A 26,787-nucleotide genomic window follows, 5' to 3' on the forward strand; every position below is an offset into this window, starting at 1 on the left:
ATACTGTTTTCTGTATCTCCAATGTTGGTTTATTGTCATCAAAAGGATGCAGATTAAAACAGGAAAAAGAAAAAAGTGCCAACGCCAAAATAAAAAGCAGAAGGAGGAACAAAATTCTTCTTCTTTTACTCCTCTTATTTCCATTCAGATCTCTGACAGATGGGGCATGATCAATAAGCATTTCTTAACCTTTCGGGATAATTATAATCTATCTAGTATAATTAGACATAATTGTAAATAAAAAAACATAATTAGTTCATTAATTTTTATAGTTTTTTAGCAATATATTGAAAAATATTTAATATATTGATAGAAATAAACGATATAAAATAAAGTTGCACGATAAAAATATACGAAAAAATGATTAAGGCGGGCAGGTTTAGACAGTGATGATCAATATATTGGAGATAAAAGATCAATGGCAAAAAATGGGCCTGGAAAGCAGAAATTTATTCATGCTTGCATCCTTTATGCCTTCACCATTCCTCTCCTCAGAATTTGATGAAATCGCCGGGAGAAAAAAATCTGAGAAACATGCCATTATAGCTGACTTCATTTCAGGTAACCTTTTTAATCTCGATAATAATAAGATATATCATAATTTTGATACCGATGAGATTTCCGGTTTTTTACTGGATTATGTGCCTAAAAAATCAATTACAGAAACTATTAGAAAATTAATAATTTACTATGAAAATAAAATGCCTGATACCCCTGAAAAAGAGCTCTATCTAGCCGGCTTATACCTGCATGCAGATATTTCTGCGGATAATCTTAAATACCTTGTGGAGACGGCAAAGAGACTTTCAATATCAGGGGAGAAAAAAAAAGCATATATTTTTTTTGACAGGGCACTCCAATTCTTTAATGAAAATGCCCCGCATAAAAAGACTATTGATTTTTACCTCGAAAGTGTAATTGGCAGCCTTCAGGCATCAAGGATGACAAAGCCTCTTGATCAGATAATACCGGTACTTACAGATGCATGGAAATATTCCAGGCATTTTAACAGATGGGAATACCTGTCCAAAATAAATCTTCGTCTGGCCCGCGCACTTGCTGCATCAGGGCATGCCCAGAAGGCTATTGAATACATAAATAAAACACTCGAGATTGTAGATATCCAGGGAATACCATCTGCAAGGATTTTATCAGCGCTCTGTATGGGGCAGATCATGTTCTGGAAAGGGAGAATTATTGAAGCCCTGCAAAGTTATGAAAAAACAATATCAGGGCTTGAAGAATTCGGTGATGATAGCTCTACACTTATGGGTGACAGCTATATGGGGCGCGTATATGTGATCAACGGAAGAATTGCCAGGGGAATGGGAATGATAGAGGCTGTTTATAAAAAGGCTGTTTCACTGAACCTTAAGGATGCAGCAGTCTTTTCGAGCATCCTGTATGCCCATTCATGCATTGAGGTCGGCAATATTGATGAGGCAGAAAAATGGATACAAAGGGCATTTGAATATCCTGAAAAGATCGATAACCTGATGCAGCTAATGGCAGATACCTGCAACGCCTGTATCTATTATGAGAAAGGTGATTATGAGCGTGCATTTGAATGCCACAGGAGAATCGCTGATTACCCAAAGGATACAGGGTATCCTCACATTAAAAGCAACTGGTTTTTTGAATACCTGCATGGTCTTGAGTCAAAGGGATATTATTATGAAAAGCTCAATTTCAATGATGCATTAAAGGAATCGATTAAAGGCGATAATCTTTATTATAAGGGTATTGCATACAGGCAGAGGGCTATTAAACAAAAGGATGACAAACTGGATATAATTTCTGAGCTTGAAAAAAGTGAAAAATGGCTTGAATTATCTGGTGCTGAAATTGAGCTTGCTAAAACCAGGATCATGCTTGGTGATGAATACTTGAAAAGGGGGGACACAACCAGGAGAAAGGAATATATGGAAAAGGCATGGGGTTTATTTGCAAAGGTAGATCACAGTTATCTACCAAAAGAATTAATGGCCATAATGCCCCGTGAACGCAAGATAGAGATAATGATAGACAAGATAATCCGTATCAATGAATCTCTGGAAATAATTCAGGATGTTGCTGCATTCCTTGACAGGGTTCTGGATGTGGCAATAGATTTTTCAATGGCCACCCAGTGTGCCTATTTAATGCCTACACATGACAATAATTTCAAGGTGGCAGCAAGCAGAAATATGGATACTGCCTTTCTTGATTCAGAGGGGTTTAATTCCATTATAAAGTTACTTATAACAGATATTAAAGGGAGCTCTGAGATTTTTATTTCTGATACCGAAAAATGCAAACCTATTTACTCAAATTACTTTAAACAGGTAGATATCAACTCTGTGATACTCATGTCTGTCAAAATGCCTGAAAACAAAACTGGATATATTTGCCTTTTTAACAGGCTTGGAGGTCAGCCATTTTCTGTTAACCAGCTCCGTTATTTGAGGCTATTATGTAATCAGATATCAGTAGGGGTATCAAATATCAGAATGTTTGAAGAGATGCGGCAACTTAAAACGAGATTTAAGGATGAAGCACTATACTATAAACAGGAGATGGGTATATCTAATCCGATTGAAATGATAGTCGGAGAATCAAAGGTAATAAGGACACTTAAAAGCCAGATTACCCAGGTCGCTTCAACTGACAGCACTGTTTTGATCACTGGCGAAACAGGGGTAGGGAAGGAACTTGTTGCCAAGGCTATCCATAATTCAAGTGAAAGAAAAAACGGATCATTTATATCTGTGAACCTTGCTGCATTACCCTCTGAACTGATAATAAGTGAATTGTTCGGGCATGAAAAGGGGGCCTTTACAGGCGCCAATGAAAGAAAAAAAGGAAGATTTGAGATATCACATGAAGGCACCATATTTCTAGATGAAATCGGTGACCTGCCTCTGGAATTGCAGATCAAGTTATTAAGGGTACTCCAGAGAGGATCATTTGAAAGGCTTGGCAGCACAAACACCATCCACTCAGATTTCAGGGTGATTTCAGCAACTAATAAAGATCTCTATGGAGAGGTGCTTAAGGAAAAATTCAGGCAGGATCTTTATTACAGACTCGTTGTTTTCCCTATACATGTGCCTCCACTGCGTGATAGAAAAGAGGATATACCAATGCTTGTTTGGCACTTTCTTGATAAATTCGCAAAAAAGATGTCAAAGCCAATCAAACTCATCCCGAAGGAGGAGATGGAAAAGCTGTTGACCTATGACTGGCCTGGAAATGTCAGAGAGCTTGAGCATTTTGTGGAAAGATCAGTGATACTATCAGACGGCAGGCGTATCAGCTTTTCAGGTCTTCATACCAACCGCGTCGGCACATTAACCCCTGACTCTTACCAGCTCAATGCCTCACTTGCCGATGTTGAAAGGGACCATATAGAAAAGGTGCTTAAATCCACCTACTGGAAGGTGAGCGGACCCAGGGGGGCAGCCGAGATACTAGGGCTTAAGCCCACAACACTTCTCTTCAGAATGAAAAAACTCGGGATAAAAAAACCGGGATAACACACCTGTAATTTCTTACTTCATTATTCCTGGCAAAAACAGGCTAAGCCAAGGGCAAAAGGTGATAATGGCCATAGCTAACAGGCATATTACAAGAAAGGGCAGGGTAGAGATATATAATTTAAGTAATGGCCGTTCCAGTCTTGCGCTTGCAATAAACAGATTCAATCCTACCGGGGGTGTGTTGTAACCTATGGCTAGGTTCACCATGAATACCACTGCAAGATGAAGCTGATTAATTCCAAACTCCTGCGCCATTGGAATTATAAGAGGAACAATTATCAGTATTGCACTGAATATATCCATCATGCACCCGATTAGAAGAAGAAACAGATTGAGGATAAAGAGAAAGCCTGTTTTACTTTGCACAATACCTTTCATAAATTCAAGTATGGTTGCGGGCACAAAGGCATCTACCAGGTAGTTTGTAAAACCCAGCGCGGCCCCCAGGATAATCATTATCCCACCTACCAGTTTAAGGCTCTCCACCATTATAGATGGCACGTCTTTAACCAATCTGATTTCTTTATAAATTACAGTTTTTAAAAACAGCACATATACTACTGTTAAACTTGCTGCCTCTGCTGCTGTACAAAGCCCGGTATAGATGCCAGCAATGATAAGAAAAGGTATTGGCAGTTCCCAGATTGCTTTCCTGAAAGAGATTATAAGCTCAGTAAAATTAAATGAGGTTGTGTTGATATGCCACTTTTTTCCGATATAAATTGAGTATACACATAGCAAGATAATCATCATGACCCCAGGGATAAAACCTGCTATAAAAAGCTCATCAATATTCAAACCTGACACATACCCATATAATATGACTGGCAGGCTTGGAGGAAAGTTTAACCCAAGGCTGCCTCCAGTAGTTACAAGACCGATGGAGAAATTTTCTTTATACTGCTCCTTAAGAAGGGAAGGAAAAAGGAGACCACCCAGTGCAATAATTGTGACCCCTGTTGCGCCGGTAACAGCAGTGAAAAAGGCACAGGATAGAATAGCGACTATACCAAACCCGCCCGGCAACCAGCCTAAAAGGCTTTTTGAAAATCTGATCAGACGTTTAGATGTATCTCCTTCAGCCAGAAGATAACCAGCAAATGTAAACAGAGGTATTGATATTAATACAGGAGATGAGGCAAGCCTTAATATCTCTATAGGGATTGCAATAAAATTGATACCTTCGTGGTATAGCCCGATCATGGCTGCTGCAAATATGCAGGCAAAGAGGGGCATTCCATATATTGTTAGTAATATCAAAATTATCGCTAACAAAAGTATCATTTCCCCTAAAAACTCCTGATATTTATTATGTTTTCAAACAGATTTAATGCAAAACGAAGCAATATCAGGAGAAACCCGGCAGGAATAATCAGGTACCATACCCAGGCTTTAATCCCAAGTATGATACCTGTTCCATGAACGATTTCCATCCTGATATAACCCACTGATGAATGAACCATAAAAAAACAGATTGTGATGCAGGCAATTGAAGTTATTACTTCCCGCAATGAGATTAAAAACGGGGACATAAATTGTCCGAAAATATCTATTTTGATATGCCTGTTTTCTGTTGTCAGCATGGATGCCCCAAGAAAGGTTATCCAGAGCAGCATCATCCTTGAAAAGGGTTCACTCCATCCCATGTTATTTAAAACAAGGTTTGCAGGTTCAAAACCCAGCTTAGTATATAAGGCGCGAAGGATTACATTCAGAAAAGAAAAAATGATCATGAGACTAAATGACAGAATAATTAGCCCGCGCTCAAGATATTCTATAACTTGGTATATGTCTTTAATTTTCAATTAGTTGATCGTTCTTTATGTAGTATATTATTAACCTTTAAAAGCAGTGTATCAGGAAATATTTCGCCTATAAGGCTATTGGCAATTTCATTATGGAGTTCATTAAATTCGGCAACTTCCTTTGGACCTGGATGATCAGATATCTTGACGCCTTTCTGAACGATTATTTTAATGGATTCATCAGCCTGTTTATTCAGGGCAGATGATAACTCGGTCATGGATATCTTGACTTCATTATTAAATAGTTTAATCAAATCCTCAGGAATATTATCAAAATATTCTTTAGAAATGAGAATAGCTCCTGTTGAGTGGGCAATAGGAAATCCGGTCATATGACTCATCCTATCATTCCATTGCATAGACAGGGCTCCTATGGGCGGAGCATAGACCGTATCTATCATATTAGTGTTTATGGCTGTTGTCACATCTGTAATGGAAAGTGATATTGGGATTGAACCCATCATTGTAAATGTCTTTTTTGAGACAGGGTCCCCTGACCATGTCCAAATTTTTAATCCTTTAAAATCATTGCGGTTTTTTATCTCTTTTTTTGAAAACAGATACACATCACCTACTTCTGCCCAGGTTATGTATTCAAAACCTTTCTTCCTGAATTCTTCTTTAAAAAGGATGTCAAGTTCCCTGTGCACTGCCTTAACTTCATCACTATTTTTAAATAAAAAAGGCAAGTCCATGATTCGCCATATTGGAAGTATTTCATTAATGCCAACGCCTGAAAAGGCTGCACAATGGATTTGACCGATCCGGATCTTTTTTAAAACATCAAGCTCATCACCTGCGATCCCCCCTGCATAAATACGAAAACCTATTTTCCCCTGACTCTTTAACCTGAGTCTTTTATCAAGATCCCGCATATAGTTGACCCATATGGAGCCATCAGGCGCAACAGTTGCGAACTTAATTATAAATGTCTTGTCTGCGCAGTATGTTTTATTATTTAAAAAGAAAATGCCAAGAACCAATATGACCAAACAATATAATGATTTGAAAAAAACTAATTTATATCTTTTCATGTATGATAACCCTGTTAAAAAAATCATATAAAATACTCATCAATATTATTCAATAAAATTTTGGCCTTTTCGCGAAAGACAGTATTTATAAGACATAGATCATCAGGATAGGCAATCTTACCACTGATAATTTCATTAAGAAGCGATATAAACATTTCTTTATTTTGTGTTCCTACACAGTAATACCTTGCATAATAATACTGTGAAAGAAAGAACATTCTTTTACCCGACAGCAGTGCATTATCATAATATTTTTTTGCAGTTTCAAAATCACCTCCAAGCATGGCAGGCTTAACTGAATTGCTCAAAGCCTTAAGGAGACAGGGGAGTGCAAAAAAGGTGTCAGGATATTTTTCTGCCAGTTTATCAATGCACAACTGAGCGTTTCCAAGCTGTGCGATCGCCTCAGGTCTGTGTATATTAAGGTTTATCCAAAGACACCATGAGGCAGTTGCCCACATAAAACCTTCGATATTTACCTTATCCTCCAGACAAATGAACCTTTCAAGTAACTCTTCCCTGTTTAAATTATCAGGTATCCCGGTAAAACCAGCGGTTTTAAACCCGTAACTGGCTGCCCTTAAATAGAGGGAAGAGGCACTCTCATCATCAACACCTTCAATAAAAAACAGGCTATAGCCACAATAACCAGCAGATAATAATCTAAGAAGATCAAGATTTTGAGGATCACTTTTTAACAATCCCTCTAATATTTTTAAATTACCGGGAAGCGCCTGTTTAGCTATCGCATAATCACACTCTTCATAAATAGATAATGAGATATTATTTAATAAAGAGGGTGACATCCTTACAGCTATTTTCATACAGCCTCCGGCTGTAATTAAGAAAATAATCATCAATAAAGTGAAATATAATATCTTGATTTTCATGTATTCTGTTTCAAATTAAATATAATTACTCAACATCAGAAAAATAATAATTTTTATCATAAAAAAAATAACACAGGCAAGAAGAAAACCGGAAAATTTAAGTGTATAAATTAAAAGTTTTTCTGGTGTTTGTAATTTTTTCAATTATAATTAATGACTTTTCACAAATAGGAGGATCTCTTTATATGAAAATATTGCTTTTAGGTTCAAGTGGTTTACTTGGAAGTGACTGCAGGGATGTATTGAAAGATGAACATCAAGTTATTGCGCCATCCAGTTCAGAACTTGATATTATCAGTTGGGATGCAGCGATTGACAGCCTTCATAAAATTTCACCGAATGTGATTATTAATTGTGCCGCCTATACAGATGTAAATGGTTGTGAAAAGGATGACTATAGAATTAAAAAGGTTAATATAGAAGGGCCAAGAAATTTTGCCCAGGGTTCTGCGCGTTACAATAGCCGTATGATTCATATTTCAAGCGATTATGTATTCAGCGGGCAGAAGGGAATACCTCAGCCTTATTTTGAAGATGACCCTGTTGAACCAGTTTCTGCTTATGGAAGGTGCAAGGTTGAATCTGAAGTAGCGGTCAAAGAAAATGCTCCCAGCTACATAATAATCAGGACAGGCTGGCTGTATGGGAAAAATGGTAATGATTTCATTGATGCACTCCTTATGAAGGCAATGAAAAGCCCCAGGAAAACTGTCAAGGTGGTTGATGACCAGGTAGGTTCACCAACATGGTCATACCGTCTTGCCTTACAGATCAAAACGCTTCTTAAGACCGATCTAAAGGGTACTTTTCATGCAACAGCAGAAGGATATTGCAGCAGATATGAGTTTGCTCAACATGTCTTTGAACAGCTTAATATCAAGACCCCGATTAAACCATGCAAGCTTTCTGACTTTCCTCAACCGGCGAAAAGACCGCATAACTGTATACTTGAAAACAGATTGCTTAAAAACCTGGGTTACAATGTCATGGCTGATTGGAAGGAAGATGTTAATGAATACCTTGAGAAATATGGAAAGGATCTGATTAAAGAGGCCAAAGCAAAGAAATAATACTTTTTTGTCTGAAACCCCTTAATACCAAAGGGTTTCAGACAAAATACTCAGATTTTGTTGCTTATTACTGCCGCTTCATAGATAGCCTCTTTTGCACCCCTTGCCTGTATACAGTCTCCTAATAAATATACCTCAATGCCTTTATTTTTAAGGTCATTATACAATTTGTTATCAGGTATATTTCCTGTCGAAACAACCAGTTTATCAAATTCAATAGAGAATTGATTATTGTTTTTATCTGCAACATATACCCTGTCATCGGTTATCTCCTTTAAAGTATGCTCCGTAAGGATTTTTACCCTGTTTTCTTTTAGCCCTTTTATTATCATCTTTTTGGTTGCAGCCTCTATCTGACTGCCTATTCTGGGTAACTGTTCAACGATTGTTACACTGCAACCTTTATTAGATAAATCAAGGGCGATCTCACACCCGCTTGATCCTCCGCCCAGAACCACAATATTTCCTCCATTTATAGTCACTGCCATGTTTAAAATTTCAGGCACTGTTATGACATTCTGGCTATTTATGCCCTGAATTGGTGGCATATAAGGTATTGACCCTGTCGCGATAATGACTGCATCCGGATTAAGGTCAATAATCTCTTTGAGTGTTATCTCATGGTTAAGGTGGCAATTTATATTTTCTTTTTCTATCTGGAAAAGGAGATAATCCAGTAACAGGCTCAATTCCTTTTTAAAGTAGGGTTTAATAGCATAAAGCAGTTGTCCGCCGAGCTGATTATTTTTCTCATAAAGATCAACAAAATGTCCTCTTTTTGATGTAATGTGGGCGGCATTTAATCCTCCCGGACCACCACCCACTATCAGAACATTTTTAGGTCTTACAGCAGGCTGAAAAACCAGTTCATTCTCTCTGCCAAGAGTTGGATTGACAAGACACTCAATCTTTCCATTTCGAAAAATGCTCTGCATACATGTGTTACATGCTATGCATTTTCTTATATCATCCAGTCTGCCTGCCTTGGCCTTTTTAGGCAGCTCAGGATCAGCCAGAAGGCCTCTGCCCATGCAGATAAGGTCGGCCCTCTTTTCTTTTATTATTTTATCAGCGATCACAGGATCATTTATTCTGCCTACAACCATAACAGGTATATCTATTGCTGATTTAATTTTTTCTGCAGATTCAATAAGGCATGCCTGTTTCATGAACATTGACTGACATATCCATTCAGGAGTTGCATCATTTCCAGCAGAGACTTGTATTACATCAAGACCTTCAGGTATTAACAGCTTTAATATTTCAATACTTTCCTCTGTGGTAAGACCATCTGGAACAAATTCCTGTGCGCTGATCTTGAATGAGAGAGGAAAATCCTGTCCAACCCTTTTTCTTACCTCTCGTATTATATCCCTGGCAAATCTTGATCTTTTATTGATAGTTCCACCATATTCATCCTCTCTTACATTTGAAAATCCGGATAAAAACTGGTTTATCAGGTAGCCGTGTGCTCCATGTATTTCTATCAATTCAAAACCTGCTGCTTTTGCTCTTTCAGCAGCATCCCCAAACTGGGTAATAATTTTTTCAATACCCTTAATTGAAAGAGGCTCTACTTCTCCTTTAATTGAGGGGCAGGGGAGGTCGGAAGGGGCAAAGGGCTTCCGGTTAATCACCCTTGATGGAACCTGTCTGCCTGCATGATGTATCTGGATTGCAGGGATGCAGCCTTCATTTTTAATTACTGCCGCTGCCCTGGATATATCCTTTATAAATCGGTCATCATATATCCTTGCCTGATGGTTGGAAACCACACCTTCCGGGGCAACACCATGCGCCTCCATAATTATCATTGCAGGGCCACCAGATGCACGCAGCCTGTAATGTTCTATGGTTTTTTCTGAATATGCTCCGTCGTTTTCTATAAGAAAAGATGCCAGTCCAGGCATTACTATCCTGTTTTTAAAATGGCAGTTTTTTATTGAAAAAGAAGTAAATAGATACTGCATGTCTCCTCAATAAAGAGGTTAATAAAATTTTAGAATAGATATAAAAAAGAGTTTTTTTTGTCAAATATAAAACCTGTATCAGGTTTATCAAAAATATTATAGATTAAGTTGTAAAACATAAACTTATCTATTATAAATCCAAAATCAGTACGAAAATTGAACATCATTAATTGTTAAAAATTGAGTTAATTATATTATGATATATTTAAAAAAAAGAAATAGTTATCCTTTATTATCAGTGGACATTGATCATTTTTCAGATCAGCCAGGCACATTTTGTATGAGCTATGGTTTTGATAATTCTAAGTTAGTTAAATCTATAGATACTATTGGGCTTATAAATCACCCCTGTATTATTAAAAGTAAAAATCAGCCAATTGAGGTAATAACTGGCTACAGGCGTATCCTTGCTCTAAAAGAACTCAATGTAAAGGAGGTCTTTTGCTTTGACCTTACAGATTCAGGTCTGACATCATATCAAATTCTTATGTTTGCATTACATGATAATCTGTATACGCGAGAATTAAACACTGTAGAAAAAAGTATGGTAATCAGAATGTTACATGAATTAGTTAAAGATTCAAATCTGATATGTGAGGTCTGTTCTTTAATTAAGGTAAACAAAAAGGATTATCCTGTATTCTTGAAAATCAACATGCTTGATGACTCTATTAAACAATATATATCAAATGATATTTTAAACATTAAGATAATAGAATCATTGATTCGCATGGATAAAGAGGATATTTTACTGATCAGTAATCTGGTTAATAAGTTAAAATTAAGCTATAGCTATCAGTTACAATTTATTGATTATACAAGTGATATTTCTAGGATTAAAAAATCTCCAATCTCTATTTTACTTAATGATGAAAATATTCAGGAAGTGCTGAGAGATGAAAAAAAGAATATACCTCAAAAGGCAAAGGAATTTATGGACTATTTGCGGTTGATGCGCAACCCAAATATCTCAAGATATAAGGATATATTTGAAAAAAAGGTAAAAGACTTGCAGCTGCCTGAAAATGTTAGAATACAAAATCCGCAATTTTTTGAATCAAAAGGATACAGGATGGAAATTGACTTCAATAATGGGGAAGAATTGAAAAAGGTTTTATCGGAAATAACAGATGAAAAATATAATCTCCAAAATATAAAAGACCCCTGGGTGAATGAATAAAATAATGGGATATAAAATTAAAAAAATCTTACAGGAAGAGGGGGCAGAATATTTTCCACTTACTTCTGATATTGAAAATAGATTAAATGATCTTCCCGTATTAAATTGCAATAATCAGGATGATTTCCTTATTGATGAAACAGATGACATGGATAAGCAGACCTTGCGACTTATCCCTTTTAAAGGAGAATTTTTAAAGCCATGCCCAGGGACAAATAATTATATATGTTGCGGATACATGATCTTGAATATCGGGACAAACTGTCCGCTTAACTGTAGTTACTGTATTCTTCAGGCATACTTTAACAAACCGTCCCTCAGGATATTTGTTAATCTTGAAGATAAATTAAATGAAGTAGCTGAATTACTTGATAAATCACCCGAAAGAATATTTAGAGTCGGCACCGGTGAATTCACTGATAGCCTTGCGCTGGATGATATTCATAAGTTCACTACTTTAATAACTGATTTTATTTATGCCAGAAGAAATACAGTAATAGAGTACAAGACAAAAACAACTGAAATTAAAAGACTGCTTACCTTGAAAAGCAGAGAAAGAGTTATTGTTTCATGGTCGCTGAACAGTCCATTTATTGCCGCACATGAAGAACATGGAGCGCCATCAATAGAACAAAGGCTTATCGCTGCTAAAACATGCCAGGATGAAGGATATATTACAGGATTTCACTTTGATCCACTGATCATTCATGATGACTGGAAGGAATATTATTCAAAAACCATTGAGCTAATGGCAAAATACCTTCGCCCAGAGAAAATAATATGGATCAGCATGGGTTGTATGCGTTTTTTACCATCATTAAAAAAAATAATACTGAACAGGCATCCGGAAAGTATTATTTTAAATAATGAATTCATTTATGGGCTTGATGGAAAACAAAGGTATTTCAAACCATTACGTATTGAAATGTACTCCTTCTTAGGCAAACTTCTTAAAGATTGGGCAGGATTTGATCCCGGATTGTATCTATGCATGGAAAGTGATGAAATATGGGAAAAAAGTCTAGGGTGGTCACCTGGTAATTCAGAAGGGTTGTCTAATTATCTTGACGGCAGGGTAAGATTATTCTGGAGCACAACTATATAATATGGAGGATACAATGTTATTAAATAATAAGATCGAGGATGTACTAAACAGGATCAGGCCATCACTTCAGGCAGATGGAGGAGATGTGGAACTGGTAGACGTCGATGTAAATGGGGTTGTAAAGGTTAAGCTTACAGGGGCATGCTCAGGGTGCCCAATGTCCACAATGACATTAAAAATGGGCATTGAAAAGATATTAAAACAGAATATCCCAGAGATCTTGAAAGTTGAGTCTATATAAAAAAAGCAGTTCCATTAAGAATGGAACTGCTGATTCTTGATAAGTAAAAAAATCACTTATTCTTATGCCTCATTTTCTTCATCTGTTTTCTGTATTTATGCTTCCTGATTTTTTTGCGGCGTTTCTTAACAACACTACTCATTAAAGGACCTCCAATAAAAGATGGTGATAAATAATATAATACTGATCAATATGTCAATAACTATTTAAATTCGTTTATATAAGTGCAGGAACGGGTTATAAAACTTTGTTCCAGTAGTTTTCGTATGCAAATATTTACAATTATCAATATTCCAGTTTACATAATATACATTATCAGAAGAATTGCTTATTTTTGAATCTTACCATGTTTGGACCTGTACAGATCTTTATCCGCTACACCAATAAGTTCTTTAACATCCATATCTGCATGATATATTGAATAGCCAACACTTACTGTAACCTTGTTTTTATTGCAAAATGCTGCTTCTATTCTGTTTCCTATCTCTTTGGCAATATCAATGTCTGCATCAATAAGGATAACAGCAAACTCATCTCCTCCATACCTGTAACCGGAATCAACAGATTCTCTTATGCAACCCCTGATAATGTCACCAGCATCACGAAGCACCTCATCCCCTGCAAGATGCCCGTATTTATCATTGTATTTTTTAAAATCATTTAGATCCAGCAATATCAGAGCGAGCAGGTTTCTCTGTCTTTTTGCACGCTTTATTTCTTCATTTAATCTGAAATAAAAATGTCTTTGATTATATAGCTCTGTAAGCGAATCGGTAATGGATAACCTGTTCAATTCTTTTCGAAGGTTTCTCTCTGTTATTATCCTGCGAATCTTGGCCTCAAGTTCCTCTATTCCAAAGGGTTTTTTGATAAAATCGCTTGCCCCTGCATTAATTACATCAACATATGTATACCCTTCTGAATAGCCAGTCATTGCAATTATACTTACATCATGGTTTTTACAGACCATTTTTATAAGATCCATTCCATCAACACCTGGCATTTTCATATCGGTTAAAATCATTGTGTAACTATTATTCTCGATCATCCTCATGGCTTCATCGCCATTTGAGGCTGAATTTGAAGGTATGCCAACTATCTCAAGTAATTTTTCAAGAGTCTCCCTTAAAAAAGGGTCATCATCAACAATAAGGATAAGTTCTTTTGAATAATCTATATCTACAGTTTGCATATCAAGACTATGTCTGAATTATATATGATCTGATATATATCAGATCATCAATTCGCCGTGAAGAGAGTTAATAAATGCTCTATTGACTTTAATTTTAACAATATCACCTATTATATTTTTATTACTATGAAAATTTATTATTTTATTTGTATCAGTCCTGCCAGAATACTGTGTTCCGAGTTTACTGAACCCATCAACAAGTACTTCTTCTGTATTACCTTCAAGTCTTTTGTTTCTAAGTAATGTCTTTTCTTTCTGCAGATCCTGTAGCACCTTTAATCTGGAAGCCTTTTCAGCTTCATTTAATTTATCAGGCAACCCAGTTGCTCTGGTTCCTTTTCGATCTGAATACTTAAAAGAAAAGAGGTTATCAAACTCTATTTTTTCAATAAGGTCAAGGGTCTTTTTAAAATCATCCTCACTTTCTCCAGGAAAACCGACAATAACATCACTCGTAATTGCAAAATCATCAGAAATGTCCCTTAGCTTGTTAGTAAGCCGCAAATAATCGTTATTTGTATATTTACGATTCATTAGTTTAAGAATTCTGTCAGAGCCTGACTGAAATGGAAGATGCATATGCCGGCAAAGCTTTTTTATCTCAATAAATGCATTTATTAGATCATCTGACAGATCCTTTGGATGGGATGTCGTAAATCTTATCCTGTAAAGGCCTTCAATCTCTGCAATCCTTTTTAGAAGTTCAGGAAATTTTACTTTTCCGCCTTTTCCGGCAGAGTATGAATTTACATTCTGCCCAAGAAGAGTAATCTCCTTCACCCCCTGTTGAACAAGTATTTCAGTCTCTTTTATAATATCCTCCAGAGGTCTACTTTGCTCACGCCCCCTTACATATGGGACAATGCAGTAGCTGCAAAAATTATTACACCCTTCCATTATAGACAGGTTGCTTTTTATCCTGCCTTTAAAAAAATCAACCGATTGATTAAAACTATGTTCAGGAACTAATGAAATATCCGTGGCAGATATCCTTTCTCGGAAATTTACAATACGATCAATCATACTGCTAATGTTTCCTATCTCTCTGGTTCCCATCACCAGGTCAAGCTCAGGAAATTTTTTTAATAGTGCCTTTCCTTCCTGCTGGGCAATACACCCCATTATCCCTAAGACAATATCATTACGTTTCTTTTTGATAACGATCATTCGGCCAAGAAGACTAAATGCCTTTTGTTCGGCCTTTTCTCTCACACTGCATGTATTAATGATAATCAGATCAGCCTTTTCAGGAAATTGTGTAGATAAAAGGCCTTGTCCCTGCAAAATACTGCTAACAGAATCAGAATCATATTCATTCATCTGGCAGCCCATTGTAGCAATATAGTAATATTTCATTTTTTGAGCACTGGTCATTTTATAAGATCACAGGATTATATGGGATCCAATTTTATGTTTTCATCAATTCTTAAAGAATGTAAAAGTTCATCTATAACAGTGTCGCACCCTGGCGCTATTTTTAACTCTATAACTGCTTTAAACGGATCAATTGTTGATACAATAGCCATACCATCATATGATTCAATTATCCACCTGATATAGTTAATTTTTGACCTGGCAACAGTAAATGTTTTTTTATTTGTCTGCATCTTTGCTGTAGGTTGCCCCACCCCATTTCATTTTTTTTCTAAGTATTTCATAATAGGTCTGATCCGGTGATTTGAACAGTTTAATTTTTGAATCTGACCTGTAAACAAGGATGTTATCCCCTTCAAGGATATCAAAACCTACTTGCCCATCAAAGGTCAGACTTACCTTTTCTTCACTTTCTTTCAACATCATTACAGAAATGACCACGGTATCAGGGAGTATTATTGGTCTGTTTGTAAGTGTAAATGGGCATATAGGGGTAAGTATTACATTTGAAATAGTCGGGTAGAGTATTGGACCTCCTGCTGATAAATTATAGCCTGTTGATCCTGTAGGGGTTGAAATAATAAGCCCGTCAGACCTGAATGTTGTTAAAAACTCGTTATTTATAAGCACATCAAGCTCTATTATTCTTGCGAGAGGACCTTTGTTAATTACCACATCATTTAATGTCTGAAATTTATAAACTTCCCGGTTATTTCTTGTCACCTTTGTTTCAAGCATAAGTCTTTCTTCAATCTCAAGACTGTTGTTGAGAATCATATCTAAAGATGGATAGAGTTTATCAATGGGTATACATGTCAGGAAACCTAAGCCTCCCAGATTTACGCCTAATATAGGGATGCCATGACGTCCATATTTTCTTGATGCCCCTAAAAGGGTTCCATCTCCACCAAGAACAATAATCCATTTAAGATCGTTAATCGGCATTAATTCAGAGTTGTTACAGGGCGCTTCCTGCTGACCGCTGGGGCCCATCTCTTCTGAAAACACATTTAACCCTTTATCCTGTAACCATTCAACAAGTTTTTGAGCCTCCCGCATTGCCGGTTCAAACTTGTGTTTATAAATCACCCCAATTGAAAATATTCCCATATTATTTCCTTTTTTATAAGTAAAGCTTGTTTACCTGCCAAACTGTAGTGATACATAATCAGGCACCTCTACACTACCCATAAGGAGAGGATCTTGATGACAATCTGATCCACCTGAAACAAGAAGTTTCATTTTATTTGCATATTCCAGATATTGTTCAATGCTTTTCCTGTCATGGGAAGAGTGCCAGCATTCTATGCCATCAATAAAAGGAAGAATAGATTGTGTAATAATCTTATGTTGCTCCTGAATATCCTGAGTCAATTTTGATAACGAGGTACCTCGTGGATGATTTGGATGAGCAAGAAAAAGTTTCCCTCCTGCATTTTTAATAAGGCTTGATACCTCTTCAAGCGATAATGGCATCTTTTCAATATTACATTTTGTAAGGTATTTTATAAATGCCTCGTCTCTTGTTTTTACTATCCCTTTTTTTACCATATAATCTGCGATATGCGGTCTTCCAAATGCACCATAAACAGATATTCCTATTTCATCAAGACCTTTATTGGTAAGTGGCTTTTTATTTTCATTTGACAGTTCATCATTAATTTTTTCAAGAATTTTTTCTGCCCTTTTTTTTCTATAGCTCCTGAGTTCTTCTACTTTTTTATTTAGATACTCATCTTCAGGATTGTAGTCATAGCCAAGAAAATCAAGTGAAATTGGTTTTGACCCGCTAAAGGAAGGATGAGTAAATGATACGCCAAGCTCAATCCCGTAAATATACCCAATACCATACTCTTCTGAGAGAGATTTAGCATTATTCTGGCATGCAATTGAATCATGATCAGTAATAGACAAAAGCCTGATACCAATCTCAGCTGCCTTTTTAAATATCTCCTCAACCGAATATAACCCATCAGAAAAAGTAGAATGAATATGCAGATCTATTATCATTTAAATCCTAATCAAAAGAGATCAATATGAACGATTATACTTTAAAAGGATAATTATTTCAGGCCTGACTTGCCAGTTGGTAGCTCCAGTAATACTCAAAGACCTTTTTGATATAAGTCTTTGTGGCCTTATAAGGTGGAATGCCATTATATTTTCTTACTTTATTGCTTCCGGCATTATATGCGGCCAGCGCAAGCTTAACATCCCCATTAAATAATTCAAGTAAATGCTTGATATATTTAACTCCTGCATTAATATTGTGAGCAGGATCATAGATGTCTTCAACGCCTAATGCATCTGCTGTTGAAGGCATTAACTGCATTAAACCCACTGCACCTTTTTTTGAAACCGCCAAGTGATCGTACTTTGATTCGGCAAGAATAATTGCCTTGATCAATGCAGGGTCAATTTTATATCGCTCTGCTGCGTCATCTATGATATCAATATAAACCATTTCTTTACTTGAATGAAAGACAGTATAACTTTTATAACCAAGTCTGCTGATCAGATCGACTTTATAAGATCTTTGATTCTTAATAAGTGGACGGGATGTAACATCAGACGGTGTACCTGATGGTAAGACAATAAGAGAAAAAATCAGTAAAAAAGAAATCATCCCCAAAACCAGGTTCTTCAGGGAATATTTACTAAATGGATCAGTTTCCATTGTTGACCTCCTAAAAACGGGATCAAAGTCTCATAAAATTCACTATTTGTCAAGGTCATGGCTTTTTTACTATAACCAAGCTTGATTTATTTGCGGGATTATCTTATTACCATCTCATTATTGAATAAATAAACTGCAATCTTATGGAGAATCCAAGTGATCGAAAAGATTTACAAAGCGGCTGAATTTATAGAATCTATCATCAAATATCCACCTGAAATAGGCATGATCACGGGTACAGGGCTGGGGAGTTTAACCGGAAGAATGCGCGTCGATAATAGAATCCCCTATAAAGATATACCCTATTTCTCTGTCCCCACTGTCACTGGTCATGATGGTTTTCTTGCGGCAGGCACCATAGCTGGAAAAAGGGTGCTTGCAATGGAAGGACGCTTTCATCTTTATGAAGGTTATACCTCTTCAGAGGTAACCTTCCCGGTTAGGGTTATGAAAAAACTTGGAGTCAAGTATCTGTTTATTTCAAGTGCTGCTGGCGGGTTTAACCCCATGTTTAAAGCCGGTGATCTCATGTTAATAGATGATCATATTAACTTTACAGGTATTGATCCTCTAGTAGGCCCAAACCTTGATGAGTTTGGCCCCCGATTTCCAGATATGTCACGTGTATATGACCCAAAGCTGCTCTTGATAGCAAAGAAAAATGCCATGAAACTTGAGATCGATCTAAAGCAGGGGGTTTATATTGGGATCACAGGCCCGTGCCTTGAGACACCTTCAGAGGTGCGTCTTATGCGGATGCTTGGCGCAGATGCTGTTGGCATGTCCACTGTACACGAAGTGATTGTAGCAAAGCACTGCGGACTAAAGATTATGGCTATAGTGGTGATAACTGATATGGATCTTCCTGACTGTATGGAAGAGATAAAGGTTGAAAAGGTGATCGAAATAGCTATGGCTGCAAGCCCGGCGCTTTCCTCTCTATGGGAGAGCATTATTAAAGAATTGCCTTAAACCTTTGATCGGACAAAAATAAAATATAAAATTAAGAGTATTGCCAACAAGTACATAAACCAGCTTACATCCTTCCTTTTACCACTTAAAAGCTTGATAAAAGGATAACTTACAAAGCCCATTGTAAGTCCATCAGCAATGGAATATGTCAAAGGGATACCTGTAATCATCAGGAAACAGGGGATTGATTCACTGTAATCATCCCATTGTATCTTCAGAACATTTTTGATCATCATTGAGCCCACTATAATGAGAGCAGGGGCAGTAATCGTTGTATAGCTGCCTATCATGATAATTAAGGGGCTTAAAAAAAGTGCCAGCAAAAAGAAGATAGCGATAGTTATGCTTGTTAATCCTGTACGTCCCCCCTGCTCCACCCCAGCAGCGCTTTCAATAAAACTGGTTACAGTTGTAGTCCCCGCACAGGCGCCTATTACAGTTCCAACAGCATCAGATAAAAAGGCCTTTTCAGCCCTTGGAAGCTTGTTATCTTTGACAAGCCCGGCCTGCTCGCTTACTCCTATAAGTGTGCCTATTGTGTCGAACATATCCATGAACAGAAATATTATTATAAATGGCACCATGGAAAGAGAAAGCGCCCCCAGTATATCCATTTTAAATAAAGTAGGTTTAAGAGATGGTGGGAGAGAAAAGAGGTTACAGGAAAGTGTAAACTCTTTTACAAGCCTGGAATTTGAAAGGAGATGAGATTCAGCAATTTCAAAACCTGAAGTAGAAATCAGTTTTAATATAACAGAGATAATTGTTGCGCCAGCAATTCCAAGTATTATGGCGCCGCGGATTTTTCGAGTATAAAGTGCTGCAGTCATGAAAAGACCGGATGCAAAAACAAAAAGGTCAATTGAAAAAATATGAGGATTTAATTTTACTAGCGTTTCGCCGCTTATTATTACTCCACCAGGGGTTGTAACGATTGTTGCCGCTGTAACAATTATTCCCGCATTTTGCATTCCTATAAAGGCAATAAATAATCCTATGCCTACAGCCATTGCGTTCTTCATGCTTGGGCTTACAGCATCAATGATTACCTTCCTGATACCAAACAATGAGAGTAAAAGAAACAATATGCCGGAAACAAAGATAATACCAAGTCCAATCTGCCATGAATTTGAAAAACCCGCGGCGCTAACAGCAGGCAATACTGTAAAAACAAAGAAAAAGTTTTCACCCATTCCAGGGGCCTGTGCAATGGGATACCTTGCGTATATACCCATAATTGCGGTAGCAACAGCAGACGATATACAGGTAGCTGCCATCACGGCGCCAAAATCCAAACCTGTATCAAAACCAAACATCCTGCCTGAAAGGACCATTGGCTGAACAACAATAATATATGCCATTGTCAGAAAGGTGGTTATACCGGCTGTAATCTCATTGCCTACACTGCTTCCGTTCTCAGAAAGTCTGAATAGCTTATCCAGTCTACTGTTGTTTATCATTATTCGCCTTCAAATTCTAATAGACTGTGTACATTATACCCCTTATTTTTTAATATCGCAGAACCCTTCAAACCTGGAAGGTCAACAATAAAAACAACCTCTGATATTATCCCGCCCAGTTTTTCAACAAGAGCGGTTGCTGCCACGGCTGTACCGCCTGTCGCGCAGAGGTCATCAACTATTAGAACCCTGTCTCCTTGTTTAATAGCATCTTTATGGATTTCAATAGTATCTGTGCCATACTCAAGGTCATACTCATAGGATATTACCTCTGCCGGAAGTTTACCTTTTTTTCTGATAGGTATAAAACCCTTTCCAAGGGTATATGAAAGCGCCCCACCAATAATAAATCCGCGGGATTCTATGCCGGCAATAATATCAAAATCAGTATGCTCTTTTATGTAGCGCTGGGTAAAGTTATCGATTACCATTCTAAATCCAAGCGGATCTTTAATAAGTGTTGTAATATCCCTGAAAATAATACCTTTTTTAGGGTAATCAGGAATGCTTCTTATATAGGATTTGATTGTCATCAGACACCTCCCTCGTTGCAACTATCATTAATTATTTTTATTTCAGGCAAGGTATTAACAATCAGTTTTTTTACTTTATCTGCAGTTTTGTTCATAATAGAAACTATCATCTCCCATGTAACAGGCTCTTCACCCTCTTTCCAGCAATCATAGTCAGTTGACATGGCAATGCCCTGATAACAGATGCCAAGTTCTCTCGCAAGTATAACCTCAGGAACTGTTGACATATTTATTATGTCAGCCCCAAAACCTCTAAACATATGTGATTCAGCCTTTGTAGAAAACCTTGGCCCTTCTATTGTAATAACTGTTCCTTTTATATGATGACGAAAACCCAGTTCCATTGCATTTTTTATAAGCACACCACGCAGATTTTCACAAAAGGGATGTGACATGGAGATATGAACAACCCTATCTTTATCAAAAAAGGTAAGTGCCCTTTTTTTTGTAAAATCAATAAACTGGTCAGGGAAGACTATATCCCCCGGCTCAATTTCTTCTTTGAGTGAGCCTACAGCCGTAGTGGCAATAATATGTGTGCAACCTTCCTGATTCAATGCATATATATTTGCTCTGTAATTGACTGCTGAAGGGAAAATGGTATGGTTTTTTCCATGCCTTGATAAAATAACAACATCTGTCGTACCAATTGTTCCCATTAATAGAGGTGAAGAAGGTTTCCCATAGGGGGTATCAACATCCTTATCAACCCTATCACTGATAATCTCAGGATCATCAAACCCTGTTCCTCCTATAATACCTACTTTTATTCTCTTCAATTCGCCTGCTCCTCTATTATTGATAATGTGAATGTTTAGTGTTGTTTTAATGTTTTTAGCGACATGTAACTCATTTATCCAGTAAGGTCAAATGATAATAAATACTAAATCTGTTGAAAAAAACTGGATTATCTGCTTTATGATATCTCTCTTAATGGCATTTAAAATAATAACATGATTCTGGACAAGTAGTTAAAATGAAGAAAAAATTTAAAAAAGTTATTACCATTGCACTTATATCGTTTTTCGCAGTGCTTTTTTCCCTTACCGGTTTTTTATTCTTCGTTCGACAGGAGGTAAAGAGCCAGATCGACCGTGGGGTAATTGATAATATAATATCCTCTGAAAGTCCTGTCTTTTATAATGATGATGTTACGCCAATAGGTGTATTTTTTGAAAAAATACACAGTAAGTATATAAATTACAGGGATATCCCAAAAATATACATAAAGGCACTGATAGCATCTGAAGATGGTAATTTTTATCATCATTCAGGCTTTGATTTCAAGGCTATTACAAGGGCATTTATCACTAATATGAAGGCCGGAAAGGTTGTCCAGGGTGGAAGCACCATTACACAGCAGACAGCCAAAAACGTCTTTAAAAGAGAAAAAAGCGGGTACATATCAAAACTTAAAGAACTTTTTCAGGGCCTGATTCTTGAGTATTTTTATACCAAGGAGGAGATCCTTGAAATGTATATTAACCAGTTTGAGGTTACCGGGTTTGGTAAGGGACTCAGGATCGCATCTGAATATTTTTTTAATAAGGAGGTAAAAGACCTCACTATTGTCGAGGCTGCATTTATAGCAGGTATGGTAAAGGGACCATATAAATATAATCCCTTTACAAAGAGTACAGATGAAGCAAAGAATAAGGCTATAAAAAATGCAAATATCCGGAAGAACTATGTGCTCAAAAACATGTTTAAATTAAACATGATATCCAATGAAGAATACCTTGAAGCAGTAAAACAGGATGTCCCCTTCAATGAAGGTCAGGTAACATACAGATTAAATGTAATACTGGATTATATCAGGACTCAACTGCAGTCAGATTATTTCAAGAAGATACTTCATGATGAAGGTGTTGATAATATCGCTACATCAGGTATCAGGATCTACACCTCTATTAATAAAGAGATACAGGATGCAGCCTTGATGAGTATCCAGAAAAATCTTCCTTTACTGGATATAAGGCTTTCAGGCATGGATATTAATATCTTCAAGGATAGATATATAAAGAAGGTAGGCGCCTATTACCAGACCCATGAATCAGGGCTCCCATTTTTTGTAAAAATCGGCAACATTATAAAGACTGACAAAGGGCCGGAAATTAAGGTTGAATGGAATGATGTCATGACCGGAATTATTGACATCCCAGCGCTTAAGGAAGTGGCAAATGCCTGGGCAATGTGGAAGTATGGCTATAATTTTAAATATGATTTTAACTATTTGAATGAATTTATTAACCTATTTAATGAAGGTGATTATATCCCTGTCACCATATCAGAAGAGGGAGACGGAAAAATATCTCTTGCGCCTATCCCTGAGCTTGAGGGCGGGGTGGTTATTCTTAAAGATGGTATGGTAAAGGCAATGGTTGGCGGATACTTTAACAGACACTTTAATCGAGCTGTTGATGCAAAAAGACAGCTTGGGTCAATATTTAAACCAATCGTTTATACTGCCGCACTTCAACTCAAATGGCACAGCCTTGATAAGCTATCTAATGTGCGTGATCTTTATACCTATCAGGGAACATATTATTTGCCAAATCCGGATCACGAGCCTGAAAGTGAAACAGTCTCAATGACATGGGCAGGGGTAAAATCAGAAAATCTTGCAACTGTCTGGCTGTTGTACCACCTCACAGACAGGCTTACCATGAGTGAGTTTAAGGATATTGTGGAAATTCTGGGTTTAGCCCGTGGCAGCAATGAATCTTATGATGATTATGTCTCCAGGATAAGGGATGAACACGGGGTACTGGTGACAAACAGCGCTATCAGGGAAGCAGCCTTTAATATGGCCTGTAAAAGTGTTGAATCTGATATATTATTTGATGGAAATTTATATGCCCTTGATAATATAAACAGGCTTCATCTCAGTATTGATTCAAAAAAAATCATAGATGATAATAAATCTATTTTGCGATACAACTTTGAACAATTGAAAAAAATCAACACCCAGATGCTTGATGATCTTAAGGATATAAATCTGCTCTTTACTCTTTACAGCGATAATCCATCAGGTATAGAAACCAGTCTTAACAGAGGATTGAACCGCCTGTATATTCTAAAGACAAATGATGGTGATGAAAGAATAATTTATACTGGAAATCCGCTCTTTATCAATGGGAGGGAATTTTTTAGAGCAACCATAAATGATCTTATTGATAGAAAAGAGAAATTCAGTCTGGATGACATCTGGATAGATGACCTTGTACCATCCGGGATATTGACAAACCTTCAGGAGTATATGAATAAACACTACAGGGAATTATCAGCCTATTCCAGGTATGATATAAACATCCTGTCACATATCAGAGATTTCAAAACGCTGATTAATCTCGCCTATGTTAAAAAACTTGCAAAAGATATGGGCGTATATTCACCTCTTGACCCTGTCCTTTCTTTTCCCCTTGGGCCAAATGCAATTAGTATAATTGAAGGGGCTATGGCATATCAGACACTACTGAGTGGTGAAATAAATACCATTCAAGGCGTTGAAAAATCTGAAGGCCTGATACCTGCAATTACAAAGATTACTGACAGGGATAATGTGCTGATATGGGAATATAAGCCTGAAAATCAAACCGTGGTATCAAAAACAATCTCTGCTTCAATTGTTGAGATACTGAGAAATGTCGTGAAAAATGGTACAGGTCAGAGGGCCAGGGATGCAGTCAAGATGGATATGGATTTTGAAAGTGGCAATATGGAATTACCTGTCTTATGTTATGGAAAAACAGGCACTGCAAACCGTTTTACAAACTCAAGCTTTGTTGGATATATACCCGGCCTGGACAGCATCACTGGTGAATTTGACCTGAACCTGGGGTATGTAATTGCCTCATATGTTGGTTATGATAATAATTTTCCCATGAAAGGAAAGAGTTTTAATATTTCCGGTGCATCAGGTGCACTACCAATATGGATTGATTCGGCAAAGGGGATCGTTGAGAGCAGGGAATATAAAAAAGGGATTAATATCTCTGACCTGGCATTTACTGCCTCATCAACGCAGGCAACTAAAAATAAAAGTATGACACCCATAACCGTATCTAAAAAAGATGGTCTTCCTGTCACTGGAAGCGAAAACTACCAGGTAGATGATCAGGTTACTGAAATCTACATCAACCAGGGAGAGCAATCATCAGCAGCATACGCAAGAGAATTCAGCCCCCTGAAAGGAAAAAATAATTATGAATAGCCTGAGAATAGTTAATGTTTTTATTTTAGTTATAATATTAGCTGGTTGCGTTACGATCCCCAAACGAACAGGAAAAGAGATTGTAGAATACTATGCCCTCCCTGCCCTTTCCAATGAGATGCTTGATCAAAAAATAGAGGCATTAAATCAGATCATTCATGAAGGCAAACTGTCAGATAAACAAAAAAAGACGGCATCCTCATTATTTAAGACCTATGAAAAGATTAAGGAGTTGAACAAAGGAAATGCTGCCAGAGAGGATTACATAAAATCAATACAGATTCTGTTTAACAGCATGGGCATTATTGAGCATCAATATCTTTTCGGTGAAGCGGCTTTTGACATGGGTATAGAAAAGGAAATTATAAATGATTATACATCATTTAAAAAAGATATATATGAAGCATATCTTTCAGATAATCTTCAAGGCGTAATATCAAAGAGCCGGGAACTTGAATCCATATATGGAAAAGGGGCTATCACCCCTGATATAGGCATAATACTTGTTGACTCTTTATCAAGAAGTTCCATGACTGGGGAGGCGCTCTCTACTGCTAAGGAGATATACAGCAGGATGGAATCAATGCCTGACAAGGTAAATCTTTTATCAGATATGATAGGAATGCAAATAAAGATGGGAAATACCAGAGAGGCCGCATTCTTTTTTGAAAAACTGGTTGATCTTATAGATGAAAAAAACAATGTATATAAAAATACCGTGAATATTATCGCAAAATCAAAAGAAACCAATTCAACACTTAATGCCTCAATTGAAAAAAAACTTTCAGATATCAACCCGGAAAAGACAGACCTTGCAGAACAGAAAATTAAAAATGTAAATAAATTATTATCCAGGAATGATTTTGCAGGGGCACGTCTGATTTTACTCAGGTGGAGACTTACAGCCGAAGAGGGCTCTGAGCTGGATATGATTGAAGAGGCTCTCAAGGGTGTGGATGCCGCTGATGAAAAATATAATAGTTATAACAGCAAAGATAACACCATACTTGAAGATGCAAAAAGAAAAATTGAGAATGAACACTATGAAGAGGCTATAAGAATTCTAAAGCCCCTTACCTCCCAGGGTTCCAATTTTGAAGCAGAAAAGTTGAAGAACCTGGCAATTGATAAACACATCAATAATGAAAGGTTAAAGGCAGCAAAACTTTTTATGGCAGCTGGAGAGGAGAAAAATATCCAAAAGAAAAAGGAGCTGTTGTTCTCATCAAAGGCAATACTGGAAAGTCTGGTAAATAACTATCCGGAAACGCCGCTTTTGGAAAAATTAAATAGCTATATCAAGAAGATAAATACAGAACTCAATCAGATATAAATGTTGGGCATGGAAAAATAAAAAAATTTTGCATCTTTTTTAAAAAAAATAATGGACACCTGAATATGTAAAACGTATAATGCAGCTGTATTTTGGCAATGATAACAAATCAGCCTGACCCAATAAGTTGTGTAGCAAGATTTACTAATGAATAAACCCGACCTGAAGCGATAATACACCTGTTAATTACTCAGTTATTCAACCTGTAAAAACATGATCA

Annotated in this window: 23 protein-coding genes; 8 read left to right on the forward strand and 15 right to left on the reverse strand. The window is 36.9% G+C overall.

Annotation, left to right across the window (positions count from 1 at the left end):
- Positions 1-389 precede the first annotated feature (389 nt).
- Entirely contained in the window at positions 390-3,515 is a 3,126-nt protein-coding gene (locus GX654_06645) for a sigma 54-interacting transcriptional regulator (GenBank protein NLD36530.1), read from the forward strand.
- Between the two features lie 15 nt (positions 3,516-3,530).
- Here the strand turns inward: GX654_06645 and GX654_06650 are convergent, their stop codons facing one another.
- The 4 genes from GX654_06650 to GX654_06665 all read right to left on the reverse strand — a co-directional run bounded on the left by GX654_06650 (position 3,531) and on the right by GX654_06665 (position 7,181).
- Entirely contained in the window at positions 3,531-4,802 is a 1,272-nt protein-coding gene (locus tag GX654_06650) for a TRAP transporter large permease subunit (GenBank protein ID NLD36531.1), read from the reverse strand.
- Between the two features lie 5 nt (positions 4,803-4,807).
- The gene (locus GX654_06655; protein ID NLD36532.1) at positions 4,808-5,323 is read right to left on the reverse strand and encodes a TRAP transporter small permease subunit; all 516 of its coding nucleotides are present in this window, start codon (positions 5,321-5,323) and stop codon (positions 4,808-4,810) included.
- On the reverse strand, positions 5,320-6,315 hold the full coding sequence (gene dctP, locus GX654_06660; protein ID NLD36533.1) for a TRAP transporter substrate-binding protein DctP: 996 nt from the start codon (positions 6,313-6,315) through the stop codon (positions 5,320-5,322). The genes GX654_06655 and dctP overlap by 4 nt, the downstream gene beginning before the upstream one ends.
- 65 nt (positions 6,316-6,380) lie before the next feature.
- Positions 6,381-7,181, reverse strand: coding sequence for a hypothetical protein (locus GX654_06665; GenBank protein NLD36534.1), 801 nt, complete (start codon positions 7,179-7,181; stop codon positions 6,381-6,383).
- 251 nt (positions 7,182-7,432) lie between these two features.
- On the opposite strand from GX654_06665, the gene rfbD reads away from it, so the two are divergent.
- A complete protein-coding gene (gene rfbD / locus GX654_06670) occupies positions 7,433-8,317 on the forward strand; it encodes a dTDP-4-dehydrorhamnose reductase (GenBank protein NLD36535.1) in 885 nt (294 codons plus the stop codon).
- Positions 8,318-8,367: 50 nt separating this feature from the next.
- Here the strand turns inward: rfbD and GX654_06675 are convergent, their stop codons facing one another.
- Positions 8,368-10,287 carry an FAD-dependent oxidoreductase gene (locus tag GX654_06675; protein ID NLD36536.1) on the reverse strand — a complete coding sequence of 640 codons (1,920 nt, stop codon included), beginning with the start codon at positions 10,285-10,287 and terminating at the stop codon, positions 8,368-8,370.
- A gap of 196 nt (positions 10,288-10,483) precedes the next feature.
- Here GX654_06675 and GX654_06680 point away from each other — a divergent pair, with 196 nt between their 5' ends.
- The 3 genes from GX654_06680 to GX654_06690 are packed head-to-tail and all read left to right on the forward strand — an operon-like array spanning position 10,484 to position 12,813.
- Positions 10,484-11,467, forward strand: a complete 984-nt coding sequence (locus tag GX654_06680) for a ParB N-terminal domain-containing protein (protein NLD36537.1) — start codon at positions 10,484-10,486, stop codon at positions 11,465-11,467.
- Positions 11,460-12,572: a DNA photolyase gene (locus GX654_06685; GenBank protein NLD36538.1), complete on the forward strand. Its 1,113-nt coding sequence runs from the start codon at positions 11,460-11,462 to the stop codon at positions 12,570-12,572. The genes GX654_06680 and GX654_06685 overlap by 8 nt, the downstream gene beginning before the upstream one ends.
- 13 nt (positions 12,573-12,585) lie before the next feature.
- Complete coding sequence (locus tag GX654_06690; protein ID NLD36539.1) at positions 12,586-12,813, forward strand: NifU family protein; 228 nt, start codon at positions 12,586-12,588, stop codon at positions 12,811-12,813.
- A gap of 52 nt (positions 12,814-12,865) precedes the next feature.
- On the opposite strand, the gene GX654_06695 is transcribed toward GX654_06690, so the two are convergent.
- The 7 genes from GX654_06695 to GX654_06725 all read right to left on the reverse strand — a co-directional run bounded on the left by GX654_06695 (position 12,866) and on the right by GX654_06725 (position 18,056).
- Complete coding sequence (locus tag GX654_06695) at positions 12,866-12,955, reverse strand: AURKAIP1/COX24 domain-containing protein (GenBank protein ID NLD36540.1); 90 nt, start codon at positions 12,953-12,955, stop codon at positions 12,866-12,868.
- 186 nt (positions 12,956-13,141) lie between these two features.
- Complete coding sequence (locus GX654_06700; protein ID NLD36541.1) at positions 13,142-14,005, reverse strand: diguanylate cyclase; 864 nt, start codon at positions 14,003-14,005, stop codon at positions 13,142-13,144.
- A gap of 39 nt (positions 14,006-14,044) precedes the next feature.
- Complete coding sequence (gene miaB / locus GX654_06705; protein NLD36542.1) at positions 14,045-15,379, reverse strand: tRNA (N6-isopentenyl adenosine(37)-C2)-methylthiotransferase MiaB; 1,335 nt, start codon at positions 15,377-15,379, stop codon at positions 14,045-14,047.
- A gap of 17 nt (positions 15,380-15,396) precedes the next feature.
- Positions 15,397-15,612: a DUF4911 domain-containing protein gene (locus GX654_06710; GenBank protein ID NLD36543.1), complete on the reverse strand. Its 216-nt coding sequence runs from the start codon at positions 15,610-15,612 to the stop codon at positions 15,397-15,399.
- Positions 15,599-16,489 carry an NAD(+)/NADH kinase gene (locus GX654_06715; GenBank protein ID NLD36544.1) on the reverse strand — a complete coding sequence of 297 codons (891 nt, stop codon included), beginning with the start codon at positions 16,487-16,489 and terminating at the stop codon, positions 15,599-15,601. The genes GX654_06710 and GX654_06715 overlap by 14 nt, the downstream gene beginning before the upstream one ends.
- A gap of 30 nt (positions 16,490-16,519) precedes the next feature.
- Positions 16,520-17,389, reverse strand: a complete 870-nt coding sequence (locus GX654_06720; GenBank protein NLD36545.1) for a PHP domain-containing protein — start codon at positions 17,387-17,389, stop codon at positions 16,520-16,522.
- Positions 17,390-17,447: 58 nt separating this feature from the next.
- Entirely contained in the window at positions 17,448-18,056 is a 609-nt protein-coding gene (locus GX654_06725) for a lytic transglycosylase domain-containing protein (GenBank protein NLD36546.1), read from the reverse strand.
- A gap of 156 nt (positions 18,057-18,212) precedes the next feature.
- On the opposite strand from GX654_06725, the gene GX654_06730 reads away from it, so the two are divergent.
- Positions 18,213-19,028 carry a purine-nucleoside phosphorylase gene (locus tag GX654_06730; protein NLD36547.1) on the forward strand — a complete coding sequence of 272 codons (816 nt, stop codon included), beginning with the start codon at positions 18,213-18,215 and terminating at the stop codon, positions 19,026-19,028.
- Here GX654_06730 and GX654_06735 read toward each other — a convergent pair.
- Genes GX654_06735 through mtnP form a run of 3 tightly spaced genes read right to left on the reverse strand, consistent with a single transcriptional unit; the run spans position 19,025 to position 21,791 of the window.
- Complete coding sequence (locus tag GX654_06735) at positions 19,025-20,488, reverse strand: NCS2 family permease (GenBank protein ID NLD36548.1); 1,464 nt, start codon at positions 20,486-20,488, stop codon at positions 19,025-19,027. The two genes, GX654_06730 and GX654_06735, sit on opposite strands and share 4 nt — an antisense overlap.
- Positions 20,488-21,021, reverse strand: a complete 534-nt coding sequence (locus tag GX654_06740; protein NLD36549.1) for an adenine phosphoribosyltransferase — start codon at positions 21,019-21,021, stop codon at positions 20,488-20,490. The genes GX654_06735 and GX654_06740 overlap by 1 nt, the downstream gene beginning before the upstream one ends.
- Positions 21,021-21,791 carry an S-methyl-5'-thioadenosine phosphorylase gene (mtnP, locus tag GX654_06745; protein ID NLD36550.1) on the reverse strand — a complete coding sequence of 257 codons (771 nt, stop codon included), beginning with the start codon at positions 21,789-21,791 and terminating at the stop codon, positions 21,021-21,023. The genes GX654_06740 and mtnP overlap by 1 nt, the downstream gene beginning before the upstream one ends.
- Before the next feature lie 206 nt (positions 21,792-21,997).
- Between mtnP and GX654_06750 the strand changes: the two genes are divergently transcribed.
- Together GX654_06750 and GX654_06755 are read left to right on the forward strand one after the other, a co-directional pair.
- Entirely contained in the window at positions 21,998-25,234 is a 3,237-nt protein-coding gene (locus GX654_06750) for a hypothetical protein (GenBank protein NLD36551.1), read from the forward strand.
- Complete coding sequence (locus tag GX654_06755; GenBank protein NLD36552.1) at positions 25,227-26,567, forward strand: hypothetical protein; 1,341 nt, start codon at positions 25,227-25,229, stop codon at positions 26,565-26,567. Before GX654_06750 ends, GX654_06755 begins: the two co-directional genes overlap by 8 nt.
- Positions 26,568-26,787 lie beyond the last annotated feature (220 nt).

The sequence above is a fragment of the Desulfatiglans sp. genome, assembly GCA_012513605.1.
In the GTDB taxonomy this organism is placed as follows: domain Bacteria; phylum Desulfobacterota; class DSM-4660; order Desulfatiglandales; family HGW-15; genus JAAZBV01.

Bases quoted from the DNA above. Each gene is read 5' to 3' on its own strand.
- GX654_06645 (NLD36530.1), top strand. From the start codon at position 390: ATGATCAATATATTGGAGATAAAAGATCAATGGCAAAAAATGGGCCTG.
- GX654_06650 (NLD36531.1), bottom strand. From the start codon at position 4,802: ATGATACTTTTGTTAGCGATAATTTTGATATTACTAACAATATATGGA.
- GX654_06665 (NLD36534.1), bottom strand. From the start codon at position 7,181: ATGAAAATAGCTGTAAGGATGTCACCCTCTTTATTAAATAATATCTCA.
- rfbD (NLD36535.1), top strand. From the start codon at position 7,433: ATGAAAATATTGCTTTTAGGTTCAAGTGGTTTACTTGGAAGTGACTGC.
- GX654_06675 (NLD36536.1), bottom strand. From the start codon at position 10,287: ATGCAGTATCTATTTACTTCTTTTTCAATAAAAAACTGCCATTTTAAA.
- GX654_06680 (NLD36537.1), top strand. From the start codon at position 10,484: ATGATATATTTAAAAAAAAGAAATAGTTATCCTTTATTATCAGTGGAC.
- GX654_06685 (NLD36538.1), top strand. From the start codon at position 11,460: ATGAATAAAATAATGGGATATAAAATTAAAAAAATCTTACAGGAAGAG.
- GX654_06690 (NLD36539.1), top strand. From the start codon at position 12,586: ATGTTATTAAATAATAAGATCGAGGATGTACTAAACAGGATCAGGCCA.
- GX654_06695 (NLD36540.1), bottom strand. From the start codon at position 12,955: ATGAGTAGTGTTGTTAAGAAACGCCGCAAAAAAATCAGGAAGCATAAA.
- GX654_06700 (NLD36541.1), bottom strand. From the start codon at position 14,005: ATGCAAACTGTAGATATAGATTATTCAAAAGAACTTATCCTTATTGTT.
- miaB (NLD36542.1), bottom strand. From the start codon at position 15,379: ATGACCAGTGCTCAAAAAATGAAATATTACTATATTGCTACAATGGGC.
- GX654_06710 (NLD36543.1), bottom strand. From the start codon at position 15,612: ATGCAGACAAATAAAAAAACATTTACTGTTGCCAGGTCAAAAATTAAC.
- GX654_06715 (NLD36544.1), bottom strand. From the start codon at position 16,489: ATGGGAATATTTTCAATTGGGGTGATTTATAAACACAAGTTTGAACCG.
- GX654_06720 (NLD36545.1), bottom strand. From the start codon at position 17,389: ATGATAATAGATCTGCATATTCATTCTACTTTTTCTGATGGGTTATAT.
- GX654_06725 (NLD36546.1), bottom strand. From the start codon at position 18,056: ATGGAAACTGATCCATTTAGTAAATATTCCCTGAAGAACCTGGTTTTG.
- GX654_06735 (NLD36548.1), bottom strand. From the start codon at position 20,488: ATGATAAACAACAGTAGACTGGATAAGCTATTCAGACTTTCTGAGAAC.
- GX654_06740 (NLD36549.1), bottom strand. From the start codon at position 21,021: ATGACAATCAAATCCTATATAAGAAGCATTCCTGATTACCCTAAAAAA.
- GX654_06750 (NLD36551.1), top strand. From the start codon at position 21,998: ATGAAGAAAAAATTTAAAAAAGTTATTACCATTGCACTTATATCGTTT.
- GX654_06755 (NLD36552.1), top strand. From the start codon at position 25,227: ATGAATAGCCTGAGAATAGTTAATGTTTTTATTTTAGTTATAATATTA.